Genomic DNA, 26,331 nt, shown 5'->3' on the forward strand with positions numbered 1-26,331 from the left:
CGTCAGCGCCCGCCGGGAGCCCTGCGTGCCTGGCGGGGAGTTTCCTGTCCCAGCAGCCGGTACGCCTGTTGCCGGTGTTCGCGCAGCGTGGGCAGCGTGTCCCCGAGCAGCGCTTGCAGCCCGGCGTTGCCGGAGAACTGCTGCTGCCCCGCCATCACCTTGGCGATGTCCGCGTCATGGTCGCCCACCATGGCGGCCAGGAAGGCGCGGTCGAACGCGGGGCCCTGGAGGGACTGGAGCTTCGCCAGCGACGCTTCTTCCGCGCGCTCCATCGTCCTGGCGAAGTCGGTGTCCGCCTGGGGCTTGGCCAGCGTCAGGTTCTGCTTCCGGGCGTAGGTCATGAGGCGTTGGTCTGCCTGCCTGTGGTCCTTCACCAGCCGCGCGCCGTAGTCCTTCACGCCTTGGGCGCTGCCCTTCCGTTGGGCGAGCTGGCCCAGCTCCACCTCGTGCTGGTTGCCCTGGTGGAGCTCGTCGAGGAAGGCCTTCTCGTCAGTGGGGATGGGCAGCAGGCCTTGCCGCAGCAGCGCCACGCCGCGCGCATCAGGCGGAGTGCCTTGGGAACCGGCGCCCCCCGTGCCTTCCTCGAACGGCTCCGGGGCCTGCCCCTGGTCGATGGCCTCCGGACGGCCCATGCGGACCATGCTCTCCGTGTCGTCCGTGCCGTTCTGCTGCGCCAGAGCGCCGCCGCCCAGCGCGAGCGCGCCCGCCACCACCCCACCCATCCATCGCTTCATCATCTGCCTCCCATGTCTCGAGCGAGACATCCAACCGAAGGTGGAGGCGGAGGATGGCGCGGAGCAAGGGGGCGGGCAGTGGGGCGAGGGCTCCTGTCTCAGTGCCTCCGGGGTTTCGAGGGCATCCCGCCGTCAGCGGCTCCACTCCCGGAAGGCCTATGGCTCCGACAGCAGGAACAACGCGTGCGCGCTGGCGATGGGCCGCGTGCGGTCGTCCTGCCACGCATCCACCCGGACGTTGGCCACGCGCCGGCCCTGGCGGGTGACGAGCGCCTTGGCGAAGGTGTCCTGCGGCTTGCCGGAGCGGAGGAAGTCCACCGTGAGCGAGATGACCTTCGGCACGCGCTCGGTGTTCGTCTGCAGCAGCAGCTCGAAGACGGCGGCGGATTCCAGCAGCGCGCCGAGCGTGCCGCCGTGAAGGGCGGGAATCAGGCTGTTGCCGATGTTCCTCGGGTTGAAGGCCATGCGGCAGAGCATCTCGCCGGCGAGGTTCTCCACGCCGATGCCCATGAAACGCGTGTAGGGGATGGCGTCGGTGAGGCGCTTGTACTCGCGCGTCTTGCGCACCTGGCGCACGAGCTCGGCGAGGGGAGGCGTCGTGGACTCGGACATGGTCGTCATTCCTCTGTCCGCATGAAGGTGCCCTGGGCGGACGCCACGGGGTGGCCCGGGTCGCCCTGGTGGACGAACGCGCGGACGAAGGCCACCTGGCGGGTGAGCCGGTAGCAGTCGGCCACGCAGGTGAGAACGATGCCAGGCCGCGCGGGGCGCAGGTAGTCGATGCGCAGGTCCAGCGTGACGAGCGGGGCGAAGCGGTCCAGCTTGAGGAAAACGGCGGTGCCGCAGGTGGCGTCGATGAGCGTCGTCACCGCGCCGCCGGCGATGACGCCGGTTTCCGGGTTTCCGACGAGGTTCTCCGCGTAGGGCAGCTCGACGGTGGCCTCGGCGGCGCGGATGTCCACCAGCCGCAGCCCCAGCGCGTGATTGTGGGGCACGACGTCGGTGTAGAAGATCGCGCAGCGCTCCATCCGCTCGGCCTTGTCTTCAGGAAGCGTGAAGTCGTCCGACATGAGGGGCGCGATACCAGATTCAGGGCCGCGTGGCGCACAGTGTTTTGACGGGGCCCGCAACGCCACGCTAGGAGGCCACGGCCGCGGCGCTGGAGAGCTGCCTCCACGCGTGGGCAAGCGACGTGCCGATGTCCCGCATCACCGCGTCATCCGACCAGTAGAAGGGGTGGACCAGGGGTGTCCACGAGAAGAGCGGGCCCGCCACGCGCACGGCGCGGTCCTCCACCGCGGCGTGATAGGCGGCGCTGAGGGGCTGGAGCGGCCAGGCGAACACGTCGTCCTCGTCGTGGAAGTTGAGCCACCGTCCGCCAAGCCCCGGATGGTGGCGTGCCAGCTCCGGCGCGGGGACCTGCACGGGCTGGTCGAGTTCCGTGTGGGGATAGCGCAGGCTCCACAGGGCCATGGGACTGCCCAGCGTGTAGAAGTGGCTGAGCGTCTCGCCGCGCTCCAGGGGCGAGCTGCCCTGGGCCGCGCGCACCGTCTCCTCGATGATGTCCCGCCCGGCCAGCCGCTGAGCCTGCAAGTCGTAGAAGTAGTTGCTGGCGATGACGCTGCCCAGGCTGTGCGCGATGACGCAGAGAGGAGCGGTGTCACCGGCCTGCTCGCGCAGACGGCCCAGGGCCTCGGCGACCTTGCGGTGGATGCCCGTGTAGACGTCCGGGTCGGCGGGGTTCGTCTGGTAGGCGATGATGTCGCCCACGAAGTGCACCAGCATCCACCGCAGGCCGGGGTAGCGCAGGTCCATGCCGCGCAGGGACGGCCGCATCAAGCGGAGCATCATCGGCACGAGCGCGGACTCGTGACCCTGGTTCACCGTGCGCACGCTGTCATAGAGGGATTTCCAGTACGTGTCCGCGTCGGCCGGGGAGTAGCGGGCGAGCAGGTCCTTCTCCGCGCCTTCCAGCACGGAGGCCCAGTTCACCGTTTCGACGGCGAGTGTGTCCGGCCCGGCCCCCGCGTGCTGCGCGAAGTGCTGGCGCAGCAGGCGCACGGCGGTGTCATAGAGACCCGGGTCATCCACTTCAATGCCGTGGATGACGAGCACGGCGAGCTTCTGACGCGTCTGCATGGAGACTCCCCCCGGAATCAGTGCTGCTCGGCGGGCGTGAGCCTACACGGCCCGGAAGAGGCTCGCCTGTTCGCCTGTTCTCGGCCGGCATCCAACAGCCCCTGGGGGCCGGATAGTCTCCGCCACCCGACACACGGTTTCTTCCTCAAGAGGACTTCTGGTGAAACGACTGACCTCCTCCCTCCTCGCCGTCCTGCTGATGCCCGCCGCGCCCATGGCCGCGCAGCAGGCTCCGGCGAAGCCTCCCGCGGTCCGGCAGGACCCGCCGCGGCCGGCACCCGACACGAAGGACGCCGCGCGCGACGCGGCCCGCGCCGCGGAGGTAGACGCCCCGCGTCCGCCGTCCGGTGAGGCCGCGCAGAAGGCGGAGAAGGAAGGGGGAGACACCTGGAAGGTGGACGCGCCGGGCTTCCCCGCCCGTCAGGTGAACATCGACGTCACCGAGGGCACGTGGATGAACGTGGACGTCAGCCCGCGCGGAGACGAAATCGTCTTCGACCTGCTGGGGGACATCTACGTGCTGCCCATGGGCGGCGGCGAAGCGAAGGCGCTGACGTCCGGCGTCGCGTGGGACATGCAGCCGCGCTTCAGCCCGGACGGCAAGCGCATCGTCTTCACCAGTGACCGGGGCGGCGGAGACAACATCTGGGTGGTGGACCGGGACGGCTCGAATGCGCGGGCCGTGACGGAGGAGAAGTTCCGCCTGCTCAACAGCCCCGCGTGGAGCCCGGACGGGCAGTTCATCGTGGCGCGCAAGCACTTCACCGCGCGGCGTTCGCTGGGGGCGGGGGAGGTGTGGATGTACCACCGCGCTGGCGGCGAGGGCGTGCAGCTCACCGAGCGCACCAACGACCAGAAGGATCTGGGCGAGCCCGCCTTCTCACCCGACGGGCGCCACGTCTACTTCAGCCAGGACGTCTCGCCGGGGAAGAGCTTCGAATACAACAAGGACCCCAACGGCCAGATCTACGCCATCCAGCGGTTGGATTTGGAGACGAAGGAAATCGAGCCCTTCCTCACGGGCCCCGGCGGCGCCATCCGCCCCACGCCGTCACGTGACGGCAAGCAGATGGCCTTCGTCCGCCGGGTGCGCGCCAAGAGCGTGCTCTACGTCACCGACGTGGCGTCCGGCGCGGAGCGTCCGCTGTATGACGGGCTCGACCGGGACATGCAGGAGACGTGGGCCATCCACGGCGTGTATCCGGGCATGGCGTGGACGCCGGACAACAAGGCGATTGTCTTCTGGGCGGGCGGCAAGCTGCACCGCATCGACGTGGCCACGAAGAAGGTGACGCCCATTGCCTTCCGCGTGCGGGGGACGCGCACGATTTTCGAGGCCGTGCGCAGCCCGCAGGCGGTGGCCCCCGAGCGCTTCTCCACGAAGATGCTGCGCTGGGTGCAGGTGTCCCCCAAGGGGGACCGCGTGGTGTACCAGGCGCTGGGCAAGCTGTACGTGAAGCAGCTGCCGGCGGGTACGCCCCGGCGCCTGACGAAGCAGGACGACCACCTGGAGTTCTATCCGTCGTTCTCCCGGGACGGGCGTTCCATCGTCTACACGACGTGGGACGACGAGAAGCTGGGCACCATCCGCGTGGTGCCCGCCACCGGCGGCGAGGGCAAGGTGCTGACGCAGCAGCCGGGCTACTACGTGGAGCCCGCGCTCAGCCCGGACGGCAAGACGCTGGTGTACCGCGCGTCCGGGGACGGCTACCTGATGCCCGGGCTGTGGAGCCGGAACACGGGCCTGTTCGCCATGCCCGCGGGCGGCGGCACGCCGAAGCGCCTGGCGCGTGACGGTGAGCAGCCGCACTTCGGCGCGCGCTCGGACCGCGTCTACTTCCTGCACGTGGAGCACAAGGAGAAGGAGGACGTCCGCTCCCTGAAGAGCATCGGGTTGAGCGGGAGCGAGGAGCGCACGCACCTGACCAGCGCGGAGGCCACCGAGCTGCGCGTCTCCCCGGACGAGCGGTGGGTGGCGTTCCGGGAGAACTTCAACGCCTTCGTGGTCCCCTTCGCCCTGGGCGCGAAGTCGGCCACGGTGGGGCCCGGCGCGAAGGCGCTGCCGCTGGCGAAGGTGAGCCGGGACGCGGGCGAGTACCTGCACTGGTCCGGCGACAGCCAGCGCCTGCACTGGGCGCTGGGGCCCGAGCTCTTCACCCGCGCGCTGAAGGAGAGCTTCGCCTTCATCGACGGCGCGCCGGAGAAGCTGCCGGAGGCGCCGGAGAAGGGCGTGGACCTCTCCTTCCCGGTGAAGGCGGACGCGCCGGAGGGCACGCTGGCCCTGGTGGGGGGCCGCGTCATCACCATGAAGGGGGACGAGGTCATCGAGCAGGGCGTGGTGGTGGTGCGCAACAACCGCATCGTCGCCGTGGGCCCGGTGGGCAAGGTGCAGGTGCCGTCCGGGGCGAAGGTGGTGGACGTGAAGGGCAAGACGTTGATGCCCGGCCTCATCGACGTGCACTGGCATGGGGCCATGGGCATGGACGGGCTGATGCCCGAGCAGAGCTGGGTGCATGCGTCGTCCCTGGCCTTCGGCGTGACGACGCTGCACGACCCGTCCAACTCCTCGGAAGAGGTCTTCGCGGCCAGTGAGCTGGCTCGGGCGGGCGGCGTGGTGGCGCCGCGCATCTTCTCCACGGGCACCATCCTCTATGGCGCGTCCGGCGCGGGCTACCGCGCGCCCATTGAGACGGTGGACGACGCGCGCTCGCACCTGCGGCGGATGAAGGCCATGGGGGCCTTCAGCGTGAAGAGCTACAACCAGCCGCGCAGAGACCAGCGGCAGAAGGTGCTCCAGGCGGCGCGCGAGCTGGACATGCTGGTGGTGCCAGAGGGCGGCTCGCTGTTCCAGCACAACCTGACGATGGTGGTGGACGGGCACACGGGCGTGGAGCACGCGATTCCGGTGGCGCGCATCTACGCGGACGTGAAGCAGCTGTGGGGCAAGAGCGGCACTGGCTACACGCCGACGCTGGGCGTGGCCTACGGCGGCGTCTGGGGTGAGAACTACTGGTACCAGAAGACGAACGTGTGGGAGGACGAGCGCCTGTTATCCTTCGTCCCGCGCCGGGTGGTGGATTCGCGCAGCCGCCGGCCGTCCATGCACGTGCCGGACGACGAGTTCAACCACTTCGCCGCCGCCACCGTGGCGCGCGAGCTGAGTGACGCGGGCGTGAGCGTGCAACTGGGCGCGCACGGCCAGCGTGAGGGCCTGGCGGCGCACTGGGAGGTCTGGATGTTCGGCCATGGCGGCATGAAGCCGCTCCAGGCGCTGCGCTCGGCGACGCTGAGCGGGGCGCGCTACCTGGGCCTGGACGGGGAGATTGGCTCGCTGGAGGAGGGCAAGCTGGCGGACCTCATCGTGCTGGATGGCAATCCCTTGCAGGACCTCAAGCACAGCCGCTCGGTGCGCTACACCATGGTGAACGGGCGCCTGTACGACGCGGCCACGCTCAACGAGGTGGGGACGCGCCAACGCCCGCGCGCGAAGTTCTTCTTCGAGAAGGACGGGAACGAAGGCTGGAGCCCGAAGGCGACGGAGCACGCGCACACGCACGCGTGCGACTGAGCCCCCAGGCACCTCCACCCGAGGCGGGCGGGCGCTAGAGTCCGCGCCATGCCCGTCTCTGTCATCGAAGGGGATTTGCTGGACCAGCCGGTGGAGGCCATCGTCAATGCCTGGAACCGGAACATCATCCCCTGGTGGCTGCTGCTGCCGCAGGGGGTGTCCGGCGCCATCAAGCGCCGGGGCGGGGTCGGGCCCTTCCGCGAGGTGGCGAAGGCAGGCGCCATGCCCCTGGGCTCGGCGGTGGTGACCTCCGCCGGGCGGTTGCCATTTAAGGCCATCATCCACGTGGCGGGCATCGACCTGCTCTGGCGCGCCTCGGTGCGCTCCATCCAGGACTCGGTCCGCAATGCCCTGGCGAAGGCCCGCGAGCAGGGTTTGCGCTCCGTCGCCTTCCCCGTCATTGGCGCGGGCTCCGGCAGTTTTGATGAAGCGCGCGCGCTGGAGCTGATGCGCCAGGTCCTGGATGTGGAAGCTGGCGCCCTCGACGTGCGCGTCGTGCGCTTCCGGCCATAGCGACGGCTTGGGGTTCGTCGAGCACGTGCATGGCCACGTGTGACTTCATGGCCGCCGACCCGGGGTGCCCCACGGGCACCGTGTGCGGCGTCCAGGGGCTGTGCCAGGAGCAGGCCGTCCAGGTGGCGAGTGGCTTCGACTTCGACCCGGCCCTCATCGGCGCCCCGCTTCCGCGCGACGGTGGCGGAAGCGGGGTGTCGTCTCTACTCCTTCGACCCACCCCCGAGGATGCGTGGCGCCGACGCGCGGTGGAAGCCCTCGTAGGGCTTGGAGGCGGTGGTCTCCTCCAGCGGGAAAATCTTGGTGTTGCACGACGCGCCACCATCAATCTTGATGACGTCGCCGGTGATGAAGGCCGCGGCGTCGGTGAGGAGGAAGACGATGGCGGCGCTCACCTCGGACTCGGTGGCGAGCCGCTGGAGCGGCACCTCCTTCTTGAGGAGGGGAATCATGGCCCGCACGCCCTCGTCCTTGTAGCTGTCCATGCCGCTGGAGGCCACCCAGCCGGGTGCCACGGCATTCACGCGCACGCCGGACGCGGCCCACTCCACGGCGGCCGTCTGCGTCAGGTTGAGCATGCCCATGCGCGCCGCGCCGGAGTGCCCCATGCCCGGCATGCCACCCCACGAGTCCGCGAGCATGTTGACGATGGAGCCTCCGTGGCTGCTCATGGATTGGAGATAGACTTCCCGCGCCATCAGGAAGCCGCCGGTGAGGTTGGTGGACACCACCGCGTCAAAGCCCTTCTTGGAGATGGCCGACAGCGGCGAGGGGAACTGCCCGCCCGCGTTGTTGACCAGGCCATGGATGGGGCCGTGCGCGGCGATGATGCGCGCCACGGTGGCCTTCACGCCTTCCTCGTCGCGGATGTCGAGCACCTCGAAGGACGCCTTGCCGCCGTCCTCCTGGATTTCCCGCGCGACGGCCTCCAGCTTGTCGGGCTTGCGGCCCACCAGGACGACGTTGGCGCCCAGCGCGGCCAGCTCGTGCGCGGTGCAGCGGCCAATGCCACTGCCGCCGCCGGTGACGACGACGGTGCGGTTGCTGAAACAGCCCGGTGCGAAGAGAGAGCGGTAGCCCATGGTCAGCTCCTGATGTGGCGGTCGTTCGTGAAACCCGTGGTCCTCAGCTCCTGCGGGTACGTCGGGCGCTCAGGGCCTCGTCCAGGGTGAGCGCCCAGCGGTGGAGGACCTTCTTCCTGCGCGCGCTGTCGTCTCTCAGCAGATTGGCCAGCGCGAGTCCCCGGATGAGGTCGAGCGTGCCCTGAATCAGCTCGCGCACCTCCGCCACGCTGTCATCCACGCCGAGAAGCTGCACCGTCAGCCGGTGGAACTCCCGCCCCACGCGGGCCTCCAGCGGAGCCAACTGCGCGCGCAGCTCCGCGTCCCCCACGGCGGCCACCCAGAGCTGCACCGCGGCGGTGAAGACAGGGCTGAGGTAGATGCCGGCCAGCATGTGGAGGATGGCCTCCGTGCGGCGAGCGTCGGCCGGCAGCTGGGCGGCCTTGCGGAGCACGGCCTCCACCTGCTGGTGCCCCACGTACTCCACGGCGGCGGCCACCAGGTCGGCGCGGGTGGGGAAGTGGTGCTGACAGGCGCCCCGGGACACACCCGCGCGCTCGGCAATCACAGTCATGGTCGCGCCCGCCCACCCCAGCTCGGAGAGCGCGCCAATGGCCGCCTCCATCAGACGCTGGCGCGTGACGCGGCTGCGCTCCTGCTCCTGCCTGCCGGACGTACCGGATGCCTCACTCACCCGGCGAGGATGCGAGCCAAGGACTAAAAAAGCAAGCACGCTTGCTTTTTTAAACGGTGCCTGCCCAGACTCACGCGTCTTTCGTTGCTGCCGAGTGGAGAGCTCATGCCTGCGTCCCCCCTGCGTGTCGGCAATGCCTCGGGCTTCTATGGAGACCGCTTCTCGGCGGTCCGGGAGATGCTCGAAGGCGGCCAGCTCGACGTCCTGACTGGCGACTACCTGGCCGAGCTGACGATGCTGATACTGGGCCGGGACCGGATGAAGGACCCGTCCACCGGCTATGCCAAGACGTTCCTGAGGCAGATGGAGCAGTGCCTGGCGTTGGTGGTGGAGAAGAAGGTCAAGGTCGTCACCAACGCGGGAGGGTTGAACCCCGCGGGGCTGGCCGCGGCCCTGCGCGAGGTCGCCGCGAAGCTGGGCGTGAAGGTGCGAGTGGCGCACGTGGAGGGAGATGACCTCTCCGGGCAGGCGGACGCGCTGGGCCTGGGCTCGCCGCTCACCGCGAACGCGTACCTGGGCGGGTGGGGCATCGCCGCGTGCCTGCGCGCGGGGGCGGACATCGTCGTCACGGGACGGGTGACGGATGCCTCGTTGGTGGTGGGCCCGGCGGCGGCGCACTTCGGCTGGAAGGTGGATGACTGGGACCGGCTGGCGGGGGCCATGGTCGCCGGCCACGTCCTGGAGTGCGGCACGCAGGCCACGGGCGGTAACTTCTCCTTCTTCACGGAGTTGGACGCGCGGCGCCCCGGCTTCCCGCTGGCGGAGCTGTACGAGGACGGCAGCAGCGTCATCACCAAGCACGCGGGCACGGGCGGCGCGGTGACGGTGGACACGGTGCTGGCGCAGCTCGTCTATGAAATCACCGGGGCGCGGTACGCGGGCCCGGACGCCACGGCGCGCTTCGACACCATTGCCCTGGCGTCACACGGCAAGGACCGCGTCCGCATCTCCGGCGTGCGCGGCGAGCCGCCACCGCCCACGATGAAGGTGTGCCTCAACAACCTGGGGGGGTACCGGAACGAGGCGACGTTTATCCTGGTGGGGTTGGACATCGAGGAGAAGGCGAGACTGGTGCGCGAGCAACTGGAGGCGGCGCTGACGCGCAAGCCGAAGGAACTCCAGTGGATGCTGACGCGGACGGACCGCGAGGACGCGGCCACCGAGGAGCAGGCCGCCGCCTTCCTTCGCGTGGTGGTGAAGGACGCCGACGCGAAGGTGGTAGGCCGGGCCTTCAGCGGCGCGGCGGTGGAGCTGGCGCTGGGCAGCTATCCCGGCTTCACGATGACGGCGCCTCCCTCCGACGGCGCGCCGTATGGCGTCTACACGCCCGCCTATGTCGAAGCGGGGCGCGTGGAGCACGTCGCCATCCTCGAGGATGGAACGCGCACAGCCATCACGCCTCCCGGCGAGACGCGCTCGCTGGAGTCCGTGGAGCCACCGCCGCTGCCGCCGCCACTGCCGGGCGGCCCCACGCGCCGGGTTCCACTGGGACGCATCGTCGCCGCGCGCAGTGGTGACAAGGGCGGCACGGCGAACATCGGCGTCTGGGCGCGCACGGACGCGGCCTGGCGGTGGCTGGCGCATGCGCTCACGGAAGAGACGCTGCGCGAGCTGCTCCCGGAGGCCGCGCCGCTGCGCATCGAGCGGCACGTCTTCCCCAACCTGCGGGGGCTGAACTTCGTCGTTGATGGTTTGTTGGGGGAGGGCGTCTCCTCGTCCACCCGCTTCGACCCGCAGGGCAAGGCGCTGGGTGAGTGGCTGCGCTCGCGACACATGGACATCCCCGAGGCGCTGCTGCGCGAAGGACAGGAGTAGACCGATGCCACGCATCACCTCGCGAATCGACCCGGGCTCCGAATCCTTCAAGGCGAACCGCGCGGACATGCTGGCCCGCGTTTCGGAGTTGCGCGCCATCGAGGCGAAGGTCCGCAACACGGAGAACCAGGCGAAGGAGAAGTTCCACAAGCGCGGGCAGCTCCTGCCTCGGGAGCGGCTGATGCTGCTGCTCGACCGGGGCTCGCCCTTCCTGGAGCTGTCCACGCTGTGTGGCTATGGCTACCACGACGACAGTGACGGCTCGCTGGCGGGCGGCAACAGCATCATCGGCATTGGCTACGTGTCCGGGGTGCGGTGCATCGTCTTCGTGAACAACTCCGCCATCAAGGGCGGCACCGCGTCGCCGTGGGGTGTGCAGAAGGCGCTGCGCGCGCAGGCATTGGCGCTGGAGAACAAGCTGCCCATGGTGTCGCTGGTGGAGAGCGGCGGCGCCAACCTGATGTACCAGCAGGAGATCTTCATCCCGGGTGGGGAGACCTTCTACAACCAGGCGCGGCTGTCGGCGGCGGGCATCCCCCAGGTGACGGTGGTGCACGGCTCCAGCACGGCGGGCGGCGCGTACCTGCCGGGCCTGTCCGACTACGTGGTGATGGTGAAGAAGAAGGCGAAGGTGTTCCTCGCGGGCCCGCCGCTGCTCAAGGCGGCCACGGGGGAAGTCGCCACGGATGAGGAGCTGGGCGGCGCCCAGATGCACGCCACGGTGGCGGGCACTGCGGACTACCTGGCGGAGGACGACGCGGACGCCATCCGCATGGCCCGCGAAATCGTGGCGAAGCTCGGGTGGAACGCGCAGCTCCCGCCCACCGAGCGCCCCGCGTATGCCGAGCCCGTGTACTCGCCCGACGAGCTCTGCGGCGCCGTGCCCGTGGACTACCGCAAGCCCTACGATTGCCGCGAGGTCATCGCGCGCATCGTGGACGGCTCGGAGTTCACTGGCTTCAAGGACGAGTACGACGCGCACACCGTTTGCGGCTGGGCGAGCCTGTACGGCCACCCGCTGGGCATCATCGGAAACAACGGGCCGATTTCGCCCCAGGGCGCGACGAAGGCGGCGCAGTTCATCCAGCTGTGCTGCCAGAAGGACACGCCCATCCTCTACCTGCAGAACACCACGGGCTACCTGGTGGGCACGCAGCCGGAGCAGGGGGGCATCGTGAAGCACGGCGCGAAGATGATTCAGGCCGTGGCCAACGCGACGGTGCCGCAGCTCACGGTGTTGATTGGCGGTGCGTTCGGCGCGGGCAACTACGGCATGTGCGGCCGTCCGTTCCATCCGCGCTTCATCTTCGGGTGGCCCAACTCGCGCACCGCCGTCATGGGCGGCGAGCAGGCGGCGAAGGTGATGTCCATCGTCTTCGGGGAGAAGCTGGCCCGGCAGGGACAGGTGGTGGACGAGGAGCAGCTCAAGGCGTTCTGCCAGCCCATCATCGACCAGTTCGACAAGGAGTCGCATCCGTTCAACTGCAGCGCGCGGATGTTCGACGACGGGCTCATCGACCCGCGGGACACGCGGCGGGTGCTCGGGTTCGCGCTGTCGGTGTGCCGTGAGGCGAAGCGGCGGCAGGTCCACCCCAACACGTTCGGCGTCGCGCGGCTGTGAGAGGAGCGGACACGATGGAGCGCTTCAAGAAGGTCCTCATCGCGAACCGCGGCGAGATTGCCGTCCGGGTGATTCGCACCTGTCAGCGGTTGGGCTACCGCACCGTGGCGGTGTTCTCCGAGGCGGACCGCGGCGCGCCGCACGTGCTGGCGGCGGACGAGGCGGTGGCCATTGGCCCGTCTCCGGCGAAGGAGTCCTACCTCGTCATCGGGAAGATTCTGGAAGCGGCGAAGACGTCCGGCGCGGAGGCCATCCACCCGGGTTACGGCTTCTTGTCGGAGAACGCGGACTTCGCGCGCGCTTGCCGCGACGCGGGCTTGGTGTTCATCGGCCCGGAGGCCGAGGCCATCACCCTGATGGGGAACAAGCGTCAGGCGAAGCTGCGCATGATTGCGGCGGGCGTGCCCTGCATTCCTGGCTACGAGGCGTCCGACCTGGATGATGAGGCGCTGGCGGTGGAGGGCGAGCGCATCGGCTTCCCGCTGATGGTCAAGGCGGCGGCGGGCGGCGGCGGGCGCGGCATGCGGCTGGTGCACGAGGTGTCGCAGCTTCGCGCGGCCCTGCGCGCGGCGCGCTCGGAGGCGACGAACGCCTTCGGGAGCGGCGAGCTCATCCTGGAGAAGGCCGTCATCGACGCGCGGCACGTGGAGGTCCAGGTCTTCGCGGACACGCACGGCAACGTGGTGCACCTGGGCGAGCGGGACTGCTCGGTGCAGCGCCGGCACCAGAAAATCGTGGAGGAGAGCCCGTCACCGGCGGTGAGCCCGGCGCTGCGCGCGCGCATGGGCGAGGTGGCGGTGGCGGCGGCCCGGGCCATTGGCTACCGGGGGGCGGGCACCATCGAGTTCCTCCTCGCGCCGAGCGGTGACTTCTACTTCATGGAGATGAACACGCGCCTCCAGGTGGAGCACCCGGTGACGGAGCTGATTACCGGGTTGGACCTGGTGGAGTGGCAGCTCCGCGTGGCGGCGGGGGAGAAGCTGCCCCGGGCGCAGGAGGCGATTTCCGCGTCGGGACATGCCATCGAGGTTCGCCTCTGCGCGGAGGACCCGGCGAAGGGCTACGCGCCTCAGGCCGGGCGGCTGCTGACGTGGAGGCTGCCGGTGCGCGAGGGCGTGCGCATCGACCACGGCGTGCGGGAGGGGCAGGAGATTCCGCCCTTCTATGACTCCATGCAGGCGAAGGTGATTGCGCACGGCCCGGACCGGGAGACGGCGCGCCGGCGGCTGGTGGAGGCGCTGCGCGAGCTGACGGTGTTCGGCGTCACCACCAACAAGAACCTGCTGCTGTACGTGCTGGAGCACGCGGCGTTCCGTTCAGGGGAGTACGACACGGCGTTCATCGCGAAGCACGCGCCTGCGACGGAGGTGGAAGCGCTGTACCAGACGGACGCGAAGGCGAGGGCGCTGGCGGCGGCGCTGCTCTTCCACGACGAAGGCCTGAAGCTGGCGGACACGGTGGGACTGGATGTGTCCCTGCTGAACTGGAACACGTCCCACCGCCACCCCGTGCGGATGAAGCTCGTGAGCCGTGGCGCGGAGGCGTCCGTCACCCTCCAGCCCGTGTCCGCGGAAGGGTACGAGGTGGATGTGGAGGATTCGTCGTTCGACGTGTCCGTGTTGGGGCTGTCCGCGGGCGTGCTCGACTTCTCCAGCGCCGGGACACGGGGCCGCGCACGCTACCTGCGGGACGGGGACACGCTGTGGCTGGACCTGGGCTCGGGCGCGCACGCCGTGACGGACGTAACGTTCCGTCCGCCGTCGAAGTCGGACGGCGTGGGCAGCGGACGGCTGGCGGCGCCCATGGACGGGCGCATCCTGCGCGTGGACACACAGGTGGGCGCGGCGGTGAAGCCCGGGGACGTCCTGGTGGTGCTGGAGGCCATGAAGATGGAGTTCCAGGTGGTGGCGGACGTCGCGGGCACCGTCGCGGAGCTCAACGTGTCCGTGGGCAGCCAGGTGAAGGCGAAGCAGCTCCTGGTGGCACTGGCGGCGCAGAAGGATTCCTGAGCGATTCGGACTGGCTCGAGCGGCGGAGCGTCAGACCTCCGCCGCTTCAGGCGCGCCGCCCTTCGGCCCTCGCTTGAGCGCCAACAGGGCCACGACACACAGCGCGGCGCCAGAGGCGCACACCCCGCTCCATCCCCAGTGCGTCCAGGCGAAGGTCCCCAGCCACGAGCCCGCGGCGCCGCCCGCGAAGTACGTCACCATGTAGAGCGTGTTCAGCCGGCTGCGGGCCTCCGGACGCAGCGCGTACACCCGCGTCTGATTGGAAATCTGGTTCGCCTGGACGCCCAAATCGAGCAGCACCACGCCCAGCGCCATGCCCCACAGCCAGCGTCCCAGGGGCCACATCACGACGAACGACAGCAGCAACACGACGATGGCCGCTCCGTTGATGCGCCGGTCCCCGCGCTGGTCGGCGGAGCGGCCCACCAGCGGAGCCACGGCGGCGCCCGCCACGCCCACGACGCCGAACAGCCCCGCGACCTGCGCGTCGTACTTCTGCGGCAGGCTCTGGAGGTACAGCGCCAGCGTGGACCAGAACACGCTGAACGCGCCGAAGCTGAGCGCGCCCAGCACCGCGTGCAGGCGCAGCACGGGCTCGGTTCGCGCCAGGTGGATGAGCGAGCGCAGCAGCTGCGGATACGGCATGGAGGCCATGGGTGGCTGCGACGGCAGCGTGAAGCGCAGCACGCCGGCCAGCGCGAGCATCAGCCCCGCCGCAATCCAGAACATGGTGCGCCACCCCAGGTGCGTCCCGACGAAGCCCGCCGCCGTCCGGGACAGGAGGATGCCCATCAGCACACCGCTCATGACGGTGCCCACCACCCGGCCTCGCTGCGCTGCGGGCGCCAGGTGCGCCGCGAAGGGGACGAGGAGCTGGGGAATGATGGTGGTGACGCCCACGACGAAGCTCGCGGCGACCATCCAGTGCAGCGTCGGCGCGAGGGCCACGCCAACGAGCGCCAGCGCCACCAGCGTGTTCATGGTGACGATGACCCGCCGCCGCTCCAGGCTGTCGCCCAGCGGGACGATGAAGAGCATCCCCACCGCGTAGCCCACCTGCGTCAGCGTGGGCACCAGCCCCAGCGCGCTCCCCGAGGCCCCCAGGGCCGCGCCGATGTCTCCCAGCAGCGGCTGGTTGTAATAGAGGTTCGCGACGGTGGCGCCCGAGGCGGCGGCCATCAGCCACACGAGCCCGGTGGACAGCGCGGCGTGGGGAGCGTCCGGTGGAGAATGCGTCGTCATGGAGCCGGGCGGACTCTCGCGCCGCGCCCTGCCGGGGTCCAGACCTGTGTAGGCTCCCGGGAATGACAGGTCCGGATTCCGCACGGGGCGGCTTGCCCGTCATCGACATGGCGTCACTGTTCGATGCATCCCGCGTCACCGAGCGTGCGCGCGTCGCGCGTGAAATCGAGCAGGCCTGCCGCGACAGCGGCTTCTTCTACGTGACGGGCCACGGCGTGTCCGGCGAGGTGCTCGCGCGGCTGGAGCGGGAGAGCCACCGCTTCTTCGCGCTGCCCCGGGCGGCCAAGGAGGCCATCGCCATGTCGATGGGCGGTGTCGCGTGGCGAGGCTGGTTTCCACTCGGGGGGGAGCTGACCTCGGGGCGTCCGGACCGGAAGGAGGGGTTGTACCTGGGCACGGAGCTCGGAAGCGAGCATCCGCGGGTGAAGGACGGCTGGCCGTTGCACGGCGCCAACCTGTGGCCCGCGGAGGTGCCGGAGCTGCGCGCGGCGGTGCTCGACTACGTGGCGGCCTGCACACGCGCCGCGCATGCGCTGATGGAGGGCATGGCGCTGAGCCTGGGCCTGGACGCGGACTACTTCCGGAGGCACTACACGGCGGACCCGACGGTGCTCTTCCGCATCTTCCATTACCCCGCCGAGCCCCAGCACGAGGAGGAGCGCTGGGGCGTGGGCGAGCACACCGACTACGGGCTGCTCACGCTGCTGGCCCAGGACGACAACGGCGGGTTGCAGGTGAAGACGCCGCGCGGCTGGGTGGAGGCACCGCCGCTGCCCGGGACGCTGGTGTGCAACATCGGCGACATGCTCGACCGGATGACAGGCGGCTGGTACCGCTCCACGCCGCACCGGGTGAGGAACGTGAGCGGCAAGGACAGGCTGTCCTTCCCACTCTTCTTCGACCCGGACTTCGCCGCCGAGGTCCATCCCCTGCCACGCGGCGCGGGCGCTGACGTCGATGAGGACCGCGCCCGCCGCTGGGATGGTGCCAGCGTCCACGCCTTCCAGGGGACGTACGGCGACTACCTGCTGGACAAGGTGTCCAAGGTGTTTCCGGAGCTGGTGCGGCGGGTGTGGGAGCGAGCGCCCGCGGCACTGCCAGAGGAGACACCCCGAGGACCGTTACCGCGTTGACGGAGCCCGGGTCGCATGCTTGAGAGCGCTGCGGCGGATGACGCGCTTCGGCGCGCGCAAACCGCTCACCGACCAGGAGACATCACGATGATGACCGTCAGTGCGTTCAAGTGGGTTCCGCCGTTCGCACAGGGCCTGGTGCGGGACCTCCGGGTGCGGTGGGCGCTCGAAGAGGCAGGGTTGCCGTATCAGGTGAAGCTCATCGACAACAAAGTCCAGGCCTCGCCCGACTACCGCAAGCTCCATCCCTTCGGCCAGGTGCCGGTGCTGGAGGAGGACGGCCTCGTCCTCTTTGAATCAGGCGCCATCGTGCTCCACATCGCCAGCAAGTGTGAGGCGCTGCTGCCGGCGGACGCGGCGGGCAGGGCTCGCGCGGTGACGTGGCTCTTCGCGGCGCTCAACTCCATCGAAATCGTGATTCAGCCGCTCGCCGAGGTGGACCTGTTCTTTGCCCAGGAGGAGTGGGCGAAGCTGCGCAGGCCGGGCGCGGTGGAGTCGCTGAAGGAGCGCCTGGGAGAACTCGCGGCGCATCTGGGTGAGCGCGAGTACCTGGAGGACCGCTTCACGGCGGGCGACCTGATGATGGTGACGGTGCTCCGCATCCTCCGGCACACGGACGTGCTCGACGGCTTTCCCACGCTGAAGGCGTACAAGGAACGCTGTGAGGCCCGGCCTGCGTTCCAGCGCGCCCTGGCGGCCCAGATGGCGCCGTTCCAGCAGCCTCGCGCTTGAGCGTCTGAAGAACTCGTCGGGCGTAAGTGTCTGAATTGAGGGCCTTTTCAGGCCCTCAAATGAAAGTTGAAAAGAATCCATCCGGACGGCATGTTTCGCGCCGTGACGAGCGCCCACCAACGCAAGAAGCAGCCCGATGTCATTCGCGCGCAGTTGCTCCGCGCCGCGGCGGAGCTCGTCATGCAAGGGGGAACCCAGGCGGTGACGCTCGAGGCCGTCGCGGCGCTCGCGGGGGTGACGAAGGGCGGCCTCCAGCATCATTTCAAGAGCAAGCAGCTGCTGCTCGACGCGCTGTTCGAGGAGATGAACCGACAGTTCGTCGAGTCGTTCCACGCGAACATCGCGGAAGACCCGGAGGCCCATGGGCGCGAGGCGCGTGCGTATCTGCGTGCCATGGTCTCCAGCCCCGCCAACTCCGAGCAGATTCGGGGCTTGAGGGCCCTGATTGGAAGCATGATGGTGGAGCCCGACCTTCGCGAACGATGGAACTGTAGCTGGCAGGATGACCTCCAGCTGAAGCCCGGTGATGTCAGCCCCCAGGACATCAATTCCATCATCTGTAGGCTCGCGACCGACGGCCTGTGGTTCGCGGACCTGATCGAGGACCAGGGAATCAGGCCTGAAGTGAGAGCCGCCGTCATCCGAAGGCTCGAGGAGCTCACCCGGGAGTAGGCGCCCCTCGCTGTCAGCGTGTCTGTCTCCGGCTGACACCCCGCCAAGAATTCGTCTGTCAGGGTCTCCCGTGAGGGGCCGTCCGTGGCGGGTTTGTGTCTCGAGATGCCTCATTCGTCATGTCATCTGTTCGGGCGCAGGTGACGTTTCATTCCCTGGCTGCTGGCGGCCCAGGGCGCGGTGTTGCGTGAAAAGTATGGTTTTACGTGTTTCTCGACGTTTTCCTCGCCAGACGACAATGCCAATCCAACGCTCGAAGCGTCTTCTGCTTGCATGGACGCTGCTCCCGCTGCTCGCCTGTGACGGCAAGCAGGAAGAAGCAGCCTTCGCACCGCCGGTCCAGAAGGTGTCCACGCTGAAGCTGCAAGGGGAGGCCGTTGTCCTTCACGACGAGTTCCCCGCGCGTGTCTCCGCGTTCCGGGTCGCGGAAGTCCGCCCGCAGGTGGGCGGGCTCGTGCGCAGCCGGCGCTTCTCCGAAGGAGACACGGTCCAGAAGGGGCAGCCGCTCTACCAACTGGAAGCGGCGGTGTTCCGCGCGAACGTGGAAGGCGCGGCGGCGGCCCATGCGGCCAGTGAGGCCGGGCGGCTCCAGGCGGAGTTGCATTCGGGGCGCATCCAGTCCCTCTTCGAGAAAGGCGCGAGCACCCAGCAGGCGCACGATGACGCCCGGGCCGCGCTCGCCATCGCGAACGCGGAGGTGGCGCGCGCCCGCGCGGCGCTGGACAGGGCCCGCGTCGACCTGGACTACGCCACGATTACCGCCCCCATCGCGGGGCACATCGGCATCTCCCAGGTCAATGAGGGCGCGCTCGTCAGCCCCGCGGATGCCACGCCGTTGAGCGTCATCCAGCAGATTGACCGTGTCTTCGTCGACATCAAGTCACCCGTGGAGCGCGCGGCGGGCTTGCAGTCACTCCAGCGCGGTGACGGGGAAGCGGGGGCGGAGGTCATCGTGCTCTCTCCGACGGGGGCGCCCTATCCGGAGCGAGGCCGCGTTCAGTTCTCGGACATCTCGGTCGACCCCGGGTCCGGCGAGCTCACGGTGCGCGCCCTGGTCCCCAACGCGCAGCGCAAGCTCCTGCCGGGCATGTTCGTGAAGGCGCGCGTCGTGCTCGGAGAGGTGGCCGGTGCGCTCCTCGTTCCCCAGCAGGCCGTGCTTCACGACGCGCAGGGGCAGGCGCAGGTCTTCATCGTCCGAGAGGACAACACCGCGGAGGCGCGCAATGTCCGCGCCGGACGCATCGTCAGCGGACGCTACCTGGTGGAGGAGGGACTCTCCGCCGGAGAGCGCGTCGTGGTCGAGGGGCAGGACCGTCTTGCGCCAGGCCAGCAGGTCACCCCCGTCGAGTGGCAGCACGCCCCGGCCTCGCGCTGAACCTGGAGTGAGCCGTGCCAAGATTCTTCATTGAACGCCCGGTCTTCGCCTGGGTGATTGCCATCTTCATCGTGCTCGCCGGAGCCATCTCCATTCCCCGGCTCCCCATCGAGCGCTACCCGTCCATCGCGCCGCCGAGCGTGACGATTACCGCCACCTATCCCGGCGCCACGCCGGCCGCGATGAACGACAGCGTCGTGTCGTTGATTGAGCGCGGCCTGTCCGGCGTGAAGAACATCCTGTACTTCGAGTCGTCGAGCGACACGTCGGGCGTCGCGCAAATCGTGGTGACGTTCGCGCCCGGAACGGACCCGGACCTGGCGCAGGTCGACATCCAGAACCGCCTGAAGACCGTCGAATCGCGGCTGCCGCAGATGGTCCGGCAGCTCGGGCTCCAGGTGGAGACGACCACCACCAACTTCCTGCTCTTCTCCACGCTCGTGTCGAGCGACGGCCGCTACGACGAGGCCGAGCTGGGGGACTTCCTGAGCCGCAACGTGGTCGAGGACCTGCGCCGCGTGCCCGGCGTGGGGCGCGTCCAGCTCTTCACGCCGGCCCGCGCGCTGCGCGTCTGGTTGGACCCGGAGCGGCTCATCTCGCACGGAATCTCCGTGGATGAGGTCGCCGCGGCGATTCGCGCGCAGAACGCGGAGGCCTCTCCCGGACGGCTGGGGGACATGCCCGCGGTTCCGGGCCAGCGCGTCACCACTCCCCTGATGCTCCAGGGGCAGCTCCTGGACGTCGCGGACTTCGAGCGCGTCATCATCCGGGCGAATCCGGATGGTTCGAACGTGCTGCTCAAGGAGCTCGCCAAGGTGGAGCTGGGGCCCCAGAGCTACGCCTCGTCCACCCGGCAGAATGGGAAGAACGCCGCCACGTTCGGCGTGCAGCTGGCCCCGGGGGCGAACGCGCTGGATACCTCCGAGCGCATCCGCGAGCGGATGGCGGACCTCTCCCGGGCCTTCCCCGCGGGCGTCGAGTACACGATTCCGTACGACGCGGCGCCGTTCGTGCGCGTCTCCATCCAGAAGGTCGTCCAGACCTTCTTCGAGGCGATGCTGCTCGTCTTCGCGGTGATGTACCTCTTCCTGCAGAGCGTGCGTTACACGCTGATTCCCGCCATCGTCGCGCCCATCGCGCTGCTGGGGACCTTCGCGGTGATGCTGGCGTCGGGGTTCTCCATCAACGTCCTGACGATGTTCGGCATGGTGTTGGCGATTGGCATCATCGTCGATGACGCCATCGTCGTGGTCGAGAACGTCGAGCGCCTCATGGCGGAGGAGGGGCTCTCTCCCCTCGAGGCCACGAAGAAGGCGATGAAGGAAATCACGGGCGCCGTCATCGGCATCACCCTGGTGCTCACGTCCGTGTTCATCCCCATGGCGTTCGCCACGGGCTCCGTCGGCACCATCTACCGCCAGTTCAGCCTGGCGATGGCCGTGTCGATTCTCTTCTCCGCGTTCCTCGCGCTCACGCTCACCCCGGCGCTCTGCGCGACGCTGCTGCGTCCGGTGGAGCCCGGCCACGCGGGGAAGCGCCGCGGCTTCTTCGGCGGGTTCAACCGGCTCCTGGAGCGGGTGACGGGGCGCTATGCCAACTGGACCCGGGCCATTGTCGGACGCCTGGGCAGGGCGTTCTTCGCGTACGCCGTGGTGGTCGCCATGGTGGCCCTGGCGTTCTGGCGGCTGCCGGGCGCCTTCTTCCCGGAGGAGGACCAGGGGTTCCTCAACGTCTCGGTGCAGCTCCCGTCGGACGCCACGGCCGAGCGGACGAACAGCGTGCTCGGGGAGCTGGAGGCTTTCTTGAGCGAGCGCGAGGGCATCCAGGACGTGCTGACCATCCAGGGCTTCGGCTTCTTCGGCTCGGGGGCGAACGCCGGCCTCATGTTCGTGATGATGCGCGACTGGGACGAGCGCCAGGGGGAGACGGCGGCGGGTGAGGTCGCCGCCGCCAACGCGCGCTTCGCCTCTCCGCGGGAGGGCATGGTCATCAACGTGCTGCCGCCCGCGGTGGACGGGCTCGGCAACAGCGCGGGCTTCGCCATGCGGCTGGAGGACCGCTCCGGACACGGCCCGAAGGCGCTCAACGACGCCATGAACCACGTCCTCCGGCGCGCCTCGGACAGCCCGGTCATCGCCTTCCCCTATCAGGAGGGGTTGCCGGACGGCTCGACGGTGCGAATCCAGGTGGACCGCGAGCGCGCGGCGGCGCTCGGTGTGTCGTTCGCGGAAATCAACTCGGTCATCTCCACCGCGCTGGGGTCGACGTACGTCAACGACTTCCCCAACAAGGGCTACATGCAGCAAATCATCCTGCAGGCGCGCGCGGAGTCCCGCATGCAGGTGGAGGACGTGCTCAAGCTCCCCGTGCGCAACGCGCGCGGGCAGATGGTGCCCCTGTCCTCGGTGGCCGAGCCCGTCTGGGAGCGGGGGCCCATGCAACTGGTCCGCTACAACGGCTACCCCGCCGTGCGCATCGCCGGGGCGGCGGCACCGGGCTTCAGCAGCGGTGACGCCATGGCGGAGATGGAGCGCATCGCGGGCGAACTCCCAGCGGGCTTCGCGGTGGAGTGGACGGGCCTCTCCTACCAGGAGCGGCTCTCCGGCTCGGAGGCGCCCATCCTCCTGGCGCTGTCGATGCTCGTCGTCTTCCTGGTGCTGGCGGCGCTCTACGAGAGCTGGTCGATTCCGCTGTCGGTCATGCTCGTCGTGCCGCTGGGACTCATCGGCGCGCTGGCCGCGGTGATGTCGCGCGGACTGATGAACGACATCTTCTTCAAGGTGGGCCTCATCACCATCATCGGCCTGTCCGCGAAGAACGCGATTCTCATCGTCGAGTTCGCGAAGCAGCTCGAGGAGCAGGGGCGCTCACCGCTCCAGGCCGCGGTGGAGGCGGCGCGGCTGCGCTTCCGTCCCATCCTGATGACGTCGCTCGCCTTCGCCCTGGGCGTGGTGCCGCTGGTGGTGGCCAGCGGCGCGAGCGCGGAGACGCAGCGGGCCATCGGCACGGGCGTGTTCGGCGGCATGGTGTCAGGCACCGTCCTGGCCATCTTCCTGGTGCCCGCGTTCTACGTCGCCGTGCGGAGCCTGCTCAAACGGCGCGAGTCAGCGAGCCCCGCTCCCCTCGTGAAGCACGCGCCCGCGGAGAACAGCTAGCGCGGCCGGGCGCTGGCGGGTGGAGGCTTCCCGCCAGCGCCGCAGCACCCCTCAGGAGCGGCGCTGCGCCGAGTCCTGGGGCAGCAGGCGGCCACCCAGCATGGTGATGCGCTTGGCCGCGAGCCGCTGGCGGGCCTCCGGCTCGATGTCCTGCGGCGTCCACTTCAGGTCGTGGTCGAACTCCACGTTCACCGCGGTGACGCCGTCCACCGTCAGCAGCCGCTGCTCGATTTCCCGCATGAAGTAGGCGGCCATCATGCACATGGGCGAGGTGATGTGCAGGCGCACCGTCACCTGTCCCTCCGTGCGCTTCACCGACTCAATCAGCCCCATCTCCCCGATGCCCAGCGGCACGCCCGTGGCGCAGCTGCACGGGTCGGGGATGTCCTGGATGCGCTCGCGCAGGGCCTGCTCACTCATACAGGCTCTCCCGGTAGCCGTACGGCTGGATGTCGCCGCGCGCCTTCAGCCTGGCGAACTCGTCGTTGGCGATGTGCTTCTTCACCGACTCCACGTCCACGCCCGCGTAGCGCGCGTAGTTGCCGCCCAGAATCATCCGCTTCACGTCCGGCGTCACCTGCATGCCCGCCACCTGCACCAGGTCGTCCGGCAGCTGGAACTCATGCCAGAACTTGTGCAGCGCCGGGTGCGGGTGGCTGAACACCGTCCCGGAGCCCCACATGATTTTCTCCGGGCCCGCCCACTTCAGCAGCGCCGCCAGGGACTCGGCGAACCAGCGTTCGCGCTTCACGATGAGCGCGCCCGTCACCTCCAGGTTCACATACACGTTGGGGAACAGCGACAGCTGCATGCCCGTCTCGTCCAGGAAGGCCATGCCGCCGTGGACGATTTCGAAGTTCAGGCCGGGGAAGGCATCCGCCGCCCCGCCGATGTCATCCACCTTGTAGGGCTCCAGCGGCACCGCGCCCATGGGCAGGCCCTTGTGCACGGCGATGTTCTTGATGCCCAGCTTCTGCGCCCGCTCGAAGAGCGGGAAGGCGATGGTCGGGTCATCCATGCGCCAGCCCGTGTGGCGGAACTTGTCGCCCAGCCACGCCGCCGGGTAGAGCTTCAGGCCGCTGGGCTTGAGCGTTTCGTACTGCTGCTCCAAATCATCCAGCGCCGCCGTGCCGCGCAGCGGGTCCACGCCCGCGTACACCAGGAAGCGGTGGGGATAGTTGCGGTGAATCTCCAGCGTCTTCTCATAGGAGCACAGGCCGTCGTGGTACAGCGTCTGGAGCGGCAGCACGTGGTGCACCGCCAGGTCGACGCCGCTCTCCACGAAGAGCAGGTGCGCCAGCTCCTTCACGGACCAGTTCTTCAGGAAGCCTTCCGACGTGGGGACGCGGTGCGTGTCCCCGGACAGGCTGCTGTGCAGCCCCCAGATGAGCCCCGCGAGCGACTCGGCGTACTTGCCGGCGCGGTAGTTCGTGGGATGGAGGTTGTAGGCGTGTGTCACCGCATCGATGACGAAGTTGCCGTCAATCACCCGAGGACTCCTTTCACAGTTGGGCCGGGAGGACGCCCGGCGTCATTCGCTACCACGAGAGGCACCCAGGAGTTGCCCCAGGCCCTGATGAATCGACTCCACGTCGAAGGGCTTCTCAATCTGTAGATTGGGCACGCGCTCCAGGAACTGACGGGCCCGCGTGGTGTACGAGCCGCCGGTGATGAAGATGAAGCGCTCGGCGATGCCATCCCCGCGCTCGCGGACGCGCTCGTAGACGTCCATGCCGGAGATGCCGGGCATCATCAGGTCGCAGAAGACGGCGTCGAAGGGCGCGCCCGACGTCAGCACCGCCAGCGCGTCCTCGCCGTTGTTCACCACCGTCACCCGGTGCCGCATGCCGATGATGCGCGCCAGGGAGCGGCCCACCGCGGGCTCGTCGTCAATCACCAGCACCTGTCCCCGCCGCTCGGCGTGGGGCGCGGATGCCACCGGCGCGGCCTGGGTGGGGACGGCGTCCGGCGCCGTGGGCAGGGTGACGGTGAAGGTGGTGCCCTGGCCCAGTTCGCTGCGGACGGTGATGTCACCGCCCTGCTTGCGGATGAGGCTGTGGCAGATGGACAGCCCCAGCCCCGTGCCCTTGCCCACGGGCTTGGTGGTGAAGAAGGGGTCGAAGACGCGGGAGAGCACCGCGGGCGTCATGCCGCAGCCGGAGTCGCTCACGTCCACCAGCACGATGCCCGGTGGACCGGCGCGGACCCACACGGTGATGTGGTGCTCCTCGGCGTTGCCTTCGGGGATGGCCTGCGCCGCGTTCACCAGCAGGTTGAGGAACACCTGGCCCAGGCGCGAGCCGTCCGCGTACACGCGGGGGACGGACTCGTACTTCTTGATGAGCCGCGCCCGGTGACGCAGCTGGCTGGCGGCCATGTTGATGGAGAAGTCCAACGGCTGCCGCACGTCCACCGCTTCGCGCCGCTCCTCGTCCTGACGGGAGATGAACTTCAAGTCCCGCACGATGTTGCGCACGCGCATGGCGCCTTCCTGCGCCTCCTTCAGCAGGGCCTCCGTGTCATGCAGCGTCGCGGGCCACGCCACGCTGCCGGGACCATGCTCCCCGGCCCGCGTCAGCTCCGCGCCCAGGCGGTTCATGGACTCGATGGCCGAGGCCAGATTGGCCATGACGTAGGTCAGCGGGTTGTTGATTTCGTGCCCCACGCCCGCCGCCAGCGTGCCAGCCAGCACCATGCGGTCGTTCTGCAGGAGCTGCGACTGGGCCTGCTTTCGCTCGGTGATGTCGCGCGCCATCACCACGACGGCCTCGTGCCCGTCGAACTCGATGGGGATGCCCACGCTCTCCGCGTCGTACCAGGTGCCGTCGCGCCGCAGGTAGCGGACCTCCCGCAGCGGGGCCAGCGCGCCCTTCACGGCCGCGGTGTGCACGCGGTCCTTCACGAGCTCCAGGTCATCCGGATGGACGATGCTCCAGATGGGCTTGGCCATCAGCTCGGCCGGGTCGTCGTAGCCCAGGGCCCGCAGCAGCGTGGGGTTGGCGTAGATGAAGCGCCGCTGGGTGTGCACGAAGATGCCTTCGGGCGCCCGGTCGATGAGCCTGCGGAAGCTCTCCTCCGAGCGGCGCAGCGCCTCCTGCGTGCGCTTGCGCTCGGTGACATCCTCGAACGCGAACAGCCGGTAGCGCATGGCGTCCCCCGCCACCGAGGAGGACGTGGACAGCCTGCGCAGGGTGCGTCCATCCGACAGGGTGGCTTCATCCTCCAACAGGCCCGGCACGCAGCCCTGGTCCGGGGCCGCGCACAGGCGCAGGAACTCCGCCGCGTCGCCGGCCTTGAGGCAGTGGTGGATCACCTCGTCATGGGAGAGCTCACCCCGCTGGATGGCGCCTTCCAATGCGGTGATGCCCCATAGCTGGCAGAAGCGGTGGTTGACGTAGTGGACCCGGCGCGTGCGGATGTCGACCAGGTAGAGGCCGAAGGGCAGGTAGTCACTCTCTGGCCAGGGGGCGGCGGAGGGTTCCTCGGCCCGCCGCACCGCGCAGTAGAGCGGCTCCGACTCCACGGCGGCGGCGGTGATGCGCCAGGACAGAGGCAGCCAGGACCCATCCGGCCGGCGCCAGCGGCAGGTGCGCGAGGTAGGGCTCGTGGAGCCCAGATGCGCGAACAGGACGGCGGCGTCTTCGATGGGGATGAAATCCTGCAAGGCCATGCCACGCAGTGACGTCAAAGACAGGCCCACCAGGTGGCCAAAGGCAGGATTGGCTTCGAGCAACACGCCATCACGGCCCAGGATGACGTAGGGCTCCGTGGACAGCTCGAAGAAGCGGTGGGCCCACTGCTCGGTCGACATGCTTCCCTTGGGTTGCCAGGGCGCAGCCTATGCCGGCTCGGGGGGAAGGCCGGGTCA

General features: G+C 69.2%; 20 protein-coding genes. 10 read left to right on the forward strand and 10 right to left on the reverse strand.

Annotated features, from left to right (window positions below):
* Positions 1-2: 2 nt before the first annotated feature.
* From HNV26_RS03885 to HNV26_RS03900, 4 genes are all read right to left on the reverse strand, one after another.
* Positions 3-734, reverse strand: coding sequence for a DUF4142 domain-containing protein (locus HNV26_RS03885; RefSeq protein ID WP_171442783.1), 732 nt, complete (start codon positions 732-734; stop codon positions 3-5).
* A 156-nt stretch (positions 735-890) separates the two neighbouring features.
* Positions 891-1,355, reverse strand: a complete 465-nt coding sequence (locus HNV26_RS03890) for a PaaI family thioesterase (protein WP_171442748.1) — start codon at positions 1,353-1,355, stop codon at positions 891-893.
* Positions 1,352-1,804 (reverse strand): PaaI family thioesterase, encoded by a 453-nt coding sequence (locus HNV26_RS03895; protein ID WP_171442749.1) that lies wholly within the window; start codon positions 1,802-1,804, stop codon positions 1,352-1,354. The genes HNV26_RS03890 and HNV26_RS03895 overlap by 4 nt, the downstream gene beginning before the upstream one ends.
* Positions 1,805-1,871: 67 nt before the next feature.
* On the reverse strand, positions 1,872-2,873 hold the full coding sequence (locus tag HNV26_RS03900) for a hypothetical protein (protein ID WP_171442750.1): 1,002 nt from the start codon (positions 2,871-2,873) through the stop codon (positions 1,872-1,874).
* 160 nt (positions 2,874-3,033) lie between these two features.
* Between HNV26_RS03900 and HNV26_RS03905 the strand changes: the two genes are divergently transcribed.
* Entirely contained in the window at positions 3,034-6,441 is a 3,408-nt protein-coding gene (locus HNV26_RS03905; RefSeq protein WP_171442751.1) for an amidohydrolase family protein, read from the forward strand.
* A 48-nt stretch (positions 6,442-6,489) separates the two neighbouring features.
* Complete coding sequence (locus HNV26_RS03910; protein ID WP_171442752.1) at positions 6,490-6,954, forward strand: macro domain-containing protein; 465 nt, start codon at positions 6,490-6,492, stop codon at positions 6,952-6,954.
* Between the two features lie 203 nt (positions 6,955-7,157).
* Here HNV26_RS03910 and HNV26_RS03915 read toward each other — a convergent pair whose 3' ends face one another.
* A complete protein-coding gene (locus tag HNV26_RS03915; RefSeq protein ID WP_171442753.1) occupies positions 7,158-8,036 on the reverse strand; it encodes an SDR family oxidoreductase in 879 nt (292 codons plus the stop codon).
* Positions 8,037-8,079: 43 nt separating this feature from the next.
* On the reverse strand, positions 8,080-8,748 hold the full coding sequence (locus HNV26_RS03920) for a TetR/AcrR family transcriptional regulator (RefSeq protein WP_171442754.1): 669 nt from the start codon (positions 8,746-8,748) through the stop codon (positions 8,080-8,082).
* Between the two features lie 66 nt (positions 8,749-8,814).
* Here HNV26_RS03920 and HNV26_RS03925 point away from each other — a divergent pair, with 66 nt between their 5' ends.
* From HNV26_RS03925 to HNV26_RS03935, 3 genes are read left to right on the forward strand one after another with little or no spacing between them, the layout of a single operon-like run.
* The gene (locus tag HNV26_RS03925) at positions 8,815-10,524 is read left to right on the forward strand and encodes an acyclic terpene utilization AtuA family protein (RefSeq protein WP_171442755.1); all 1,710 of its coding nucleotides are present in this window, start codon (positions 8,815-8,817) and stop codon (positions 10,522-10,524) included.
* A 4-nt stretch (positions 10,525-10,528) separates the two neighbouring features.
* On the forward strand, positions 10,529-12,145 hold the full coding sequence (locus HNV26_RS03930; protein WP_171442756.1) for an acyl-CoA carboxylase subunit beta: 1,617 nt from the start codon (positions 10,529-10,531) through the stop codon (positions 12,143-12,145).
* Between the two features lie 14 nt (positions 12,146-12,159).
* A complete protein-coding gene (locus HNV26_RS03935) occupies positions 12,160-14,154 on the forward strand; it encodes an acetyl-CoA carboxylase biotin carboxylase subunit (protein ID WP_171442757.1) in 1,995 nt (664 codons plus the stop codon).
* 30 nt (positions 14,155-14,184) lie between these two features.
* Here HNV26_RS03935 and HNV26_RS03940 read toward each other — a convergent pair whose 3' ends face one another.
* Positions 14,185-15,396, reverse strand: coding sequence for an MFS transporter (locus tag HNV26_RS03940; RefSeq protein ID WP_171442758.1), 1,212 nt, complete (start codon positions 15,394-15,396; stop codon positions 14,185-14,187).
* Between the two features lie 62 nt (positions 15,397-15,458).
* Here HNV26_RS03940 and HNV26_RS03945 point away from each other — a divergent pair, with 62 nt between their 5' ends.
* From HNV26_RS03945 to HNV26_RS03965, 5 genes are all read left to right on the forward strand, one after another.
* Complete coding sequence (locus HNV26_RS03945) at positions 15,459-16,529, forward strand: isopenicillin N synthase family dioxygenase (RefSeq protein ID WP_171442759.1); 1,071 nt, start codon at positions 15,459-15,461, stop codon at positions 16,527-16,529.
* An 87-nt stretch (positions 16,530-16,616) separates the two neighbouring features.
* On the forward strand, positions 16,617-17,261 hold the full coding sequence (locus tag HNV26_RS03950) for a glutathione S-transferase family protein (RefSeq protein ID WP_171442760.1): 645 nt from the start codon (positions 16,617-16,619) through the stop codon (positions 17,259-17,261).
* Between the two features lie 90 nt (positions 17,262-17,351).
* Complete coding sequence (locus HNV26_RS03955) at positions 17,352-17,933, forward strand: TetR/AcrR family transcriptional regulator (protein ID WP_171442761.1); 582 nt, start codon at positions 17,352-17,354, stop codon at positions 17,931-17,933.
* Positions 17,934-18,171: 238 nt separating this feature from the next.
* Positions 18,172-19,308, forward strand: coding sequence for an efflux RND transporter periplasmic adaptor subunit (locus HNV26_RS03960; protein ID WP_216611777.1), 1,137 nt, complete (start codon positions 18,172-18,174; stop codon positions 19,306-19,308).
* Between the two features lie 14 nt (positions 19,309-19,322).
* Positions 19,323-22,463 carry a multidrug efflux RND transporter permease subunit gene (locus HNV26_RS03965; protein WP_171442762.1) on the forward strand — a complete coding sequence of 1,047 codons (3,141 nt, stop codon included), beginning with the start codon at positions 19,323-19,325 and terminating at the stop codon, positions 22,461-22,463.
* A gap of 51 nt (positions 22,464-22,514) precedes the next feature.
* Here the strand turns inward: HNV26_RS03965 and HNV26_RS03970 are convergent, their stop codons facing one another.
* Genes HNV26_RS03970 through HNV26_RS03980 form a run of 3 tightly spaced genes read right to left on the reverse strand, consistent with a single transcriptional unit; the run spans position 22,515 to position 26,274 of the window.
* Entirely contained in the window at positions 22,515-22,883 is a 369-nt protein-coding gene (locus tag HNV26_RS03970) for a metal-sulfur cluster assembly factor (protein ID WP_140859843.1), read from the reverse strand.
* Entirely contained in the window at positions 22,876-23,952 is a 1,077-nt protein-coding gene (locus HNV26_RS03975) for an amidohydrolase family protein (protein ID WP_171442763.1), read from the reverse strand. Before HNV26_RS03975 ends, HNV26_RS03970 begins: the two co-directional genes overlap by 8 nt.
* Positions 23,953-23,994: 42 nt before the next feature.
* Positions 23,995-26,274 carry a hybrid sensor histidine kinase/response regulator gene (locus tag HNV26_RS03980; RefSeq protein WP_171442764.1) on the reverse strand — a complete coding sequence of 760 codons (2,280 nt, stop codon included), beginning with the start codon at positions 26,272-26,274 and terminating at the stop codon, positions 23,995-23,997.
* Positions 26,275-26,331 lie beyond the last annotated feature (57 nt).

This window comes from Myxococcus xanthus, assembly GCF_013116825.1.
Taxonomy (GTDB): domain Bacteria; phylum Myxococcota; class Myxococcia; order Myxococcales; family Myxococcaceae; genus Myxococcus; species Myxococcus xanthus_B.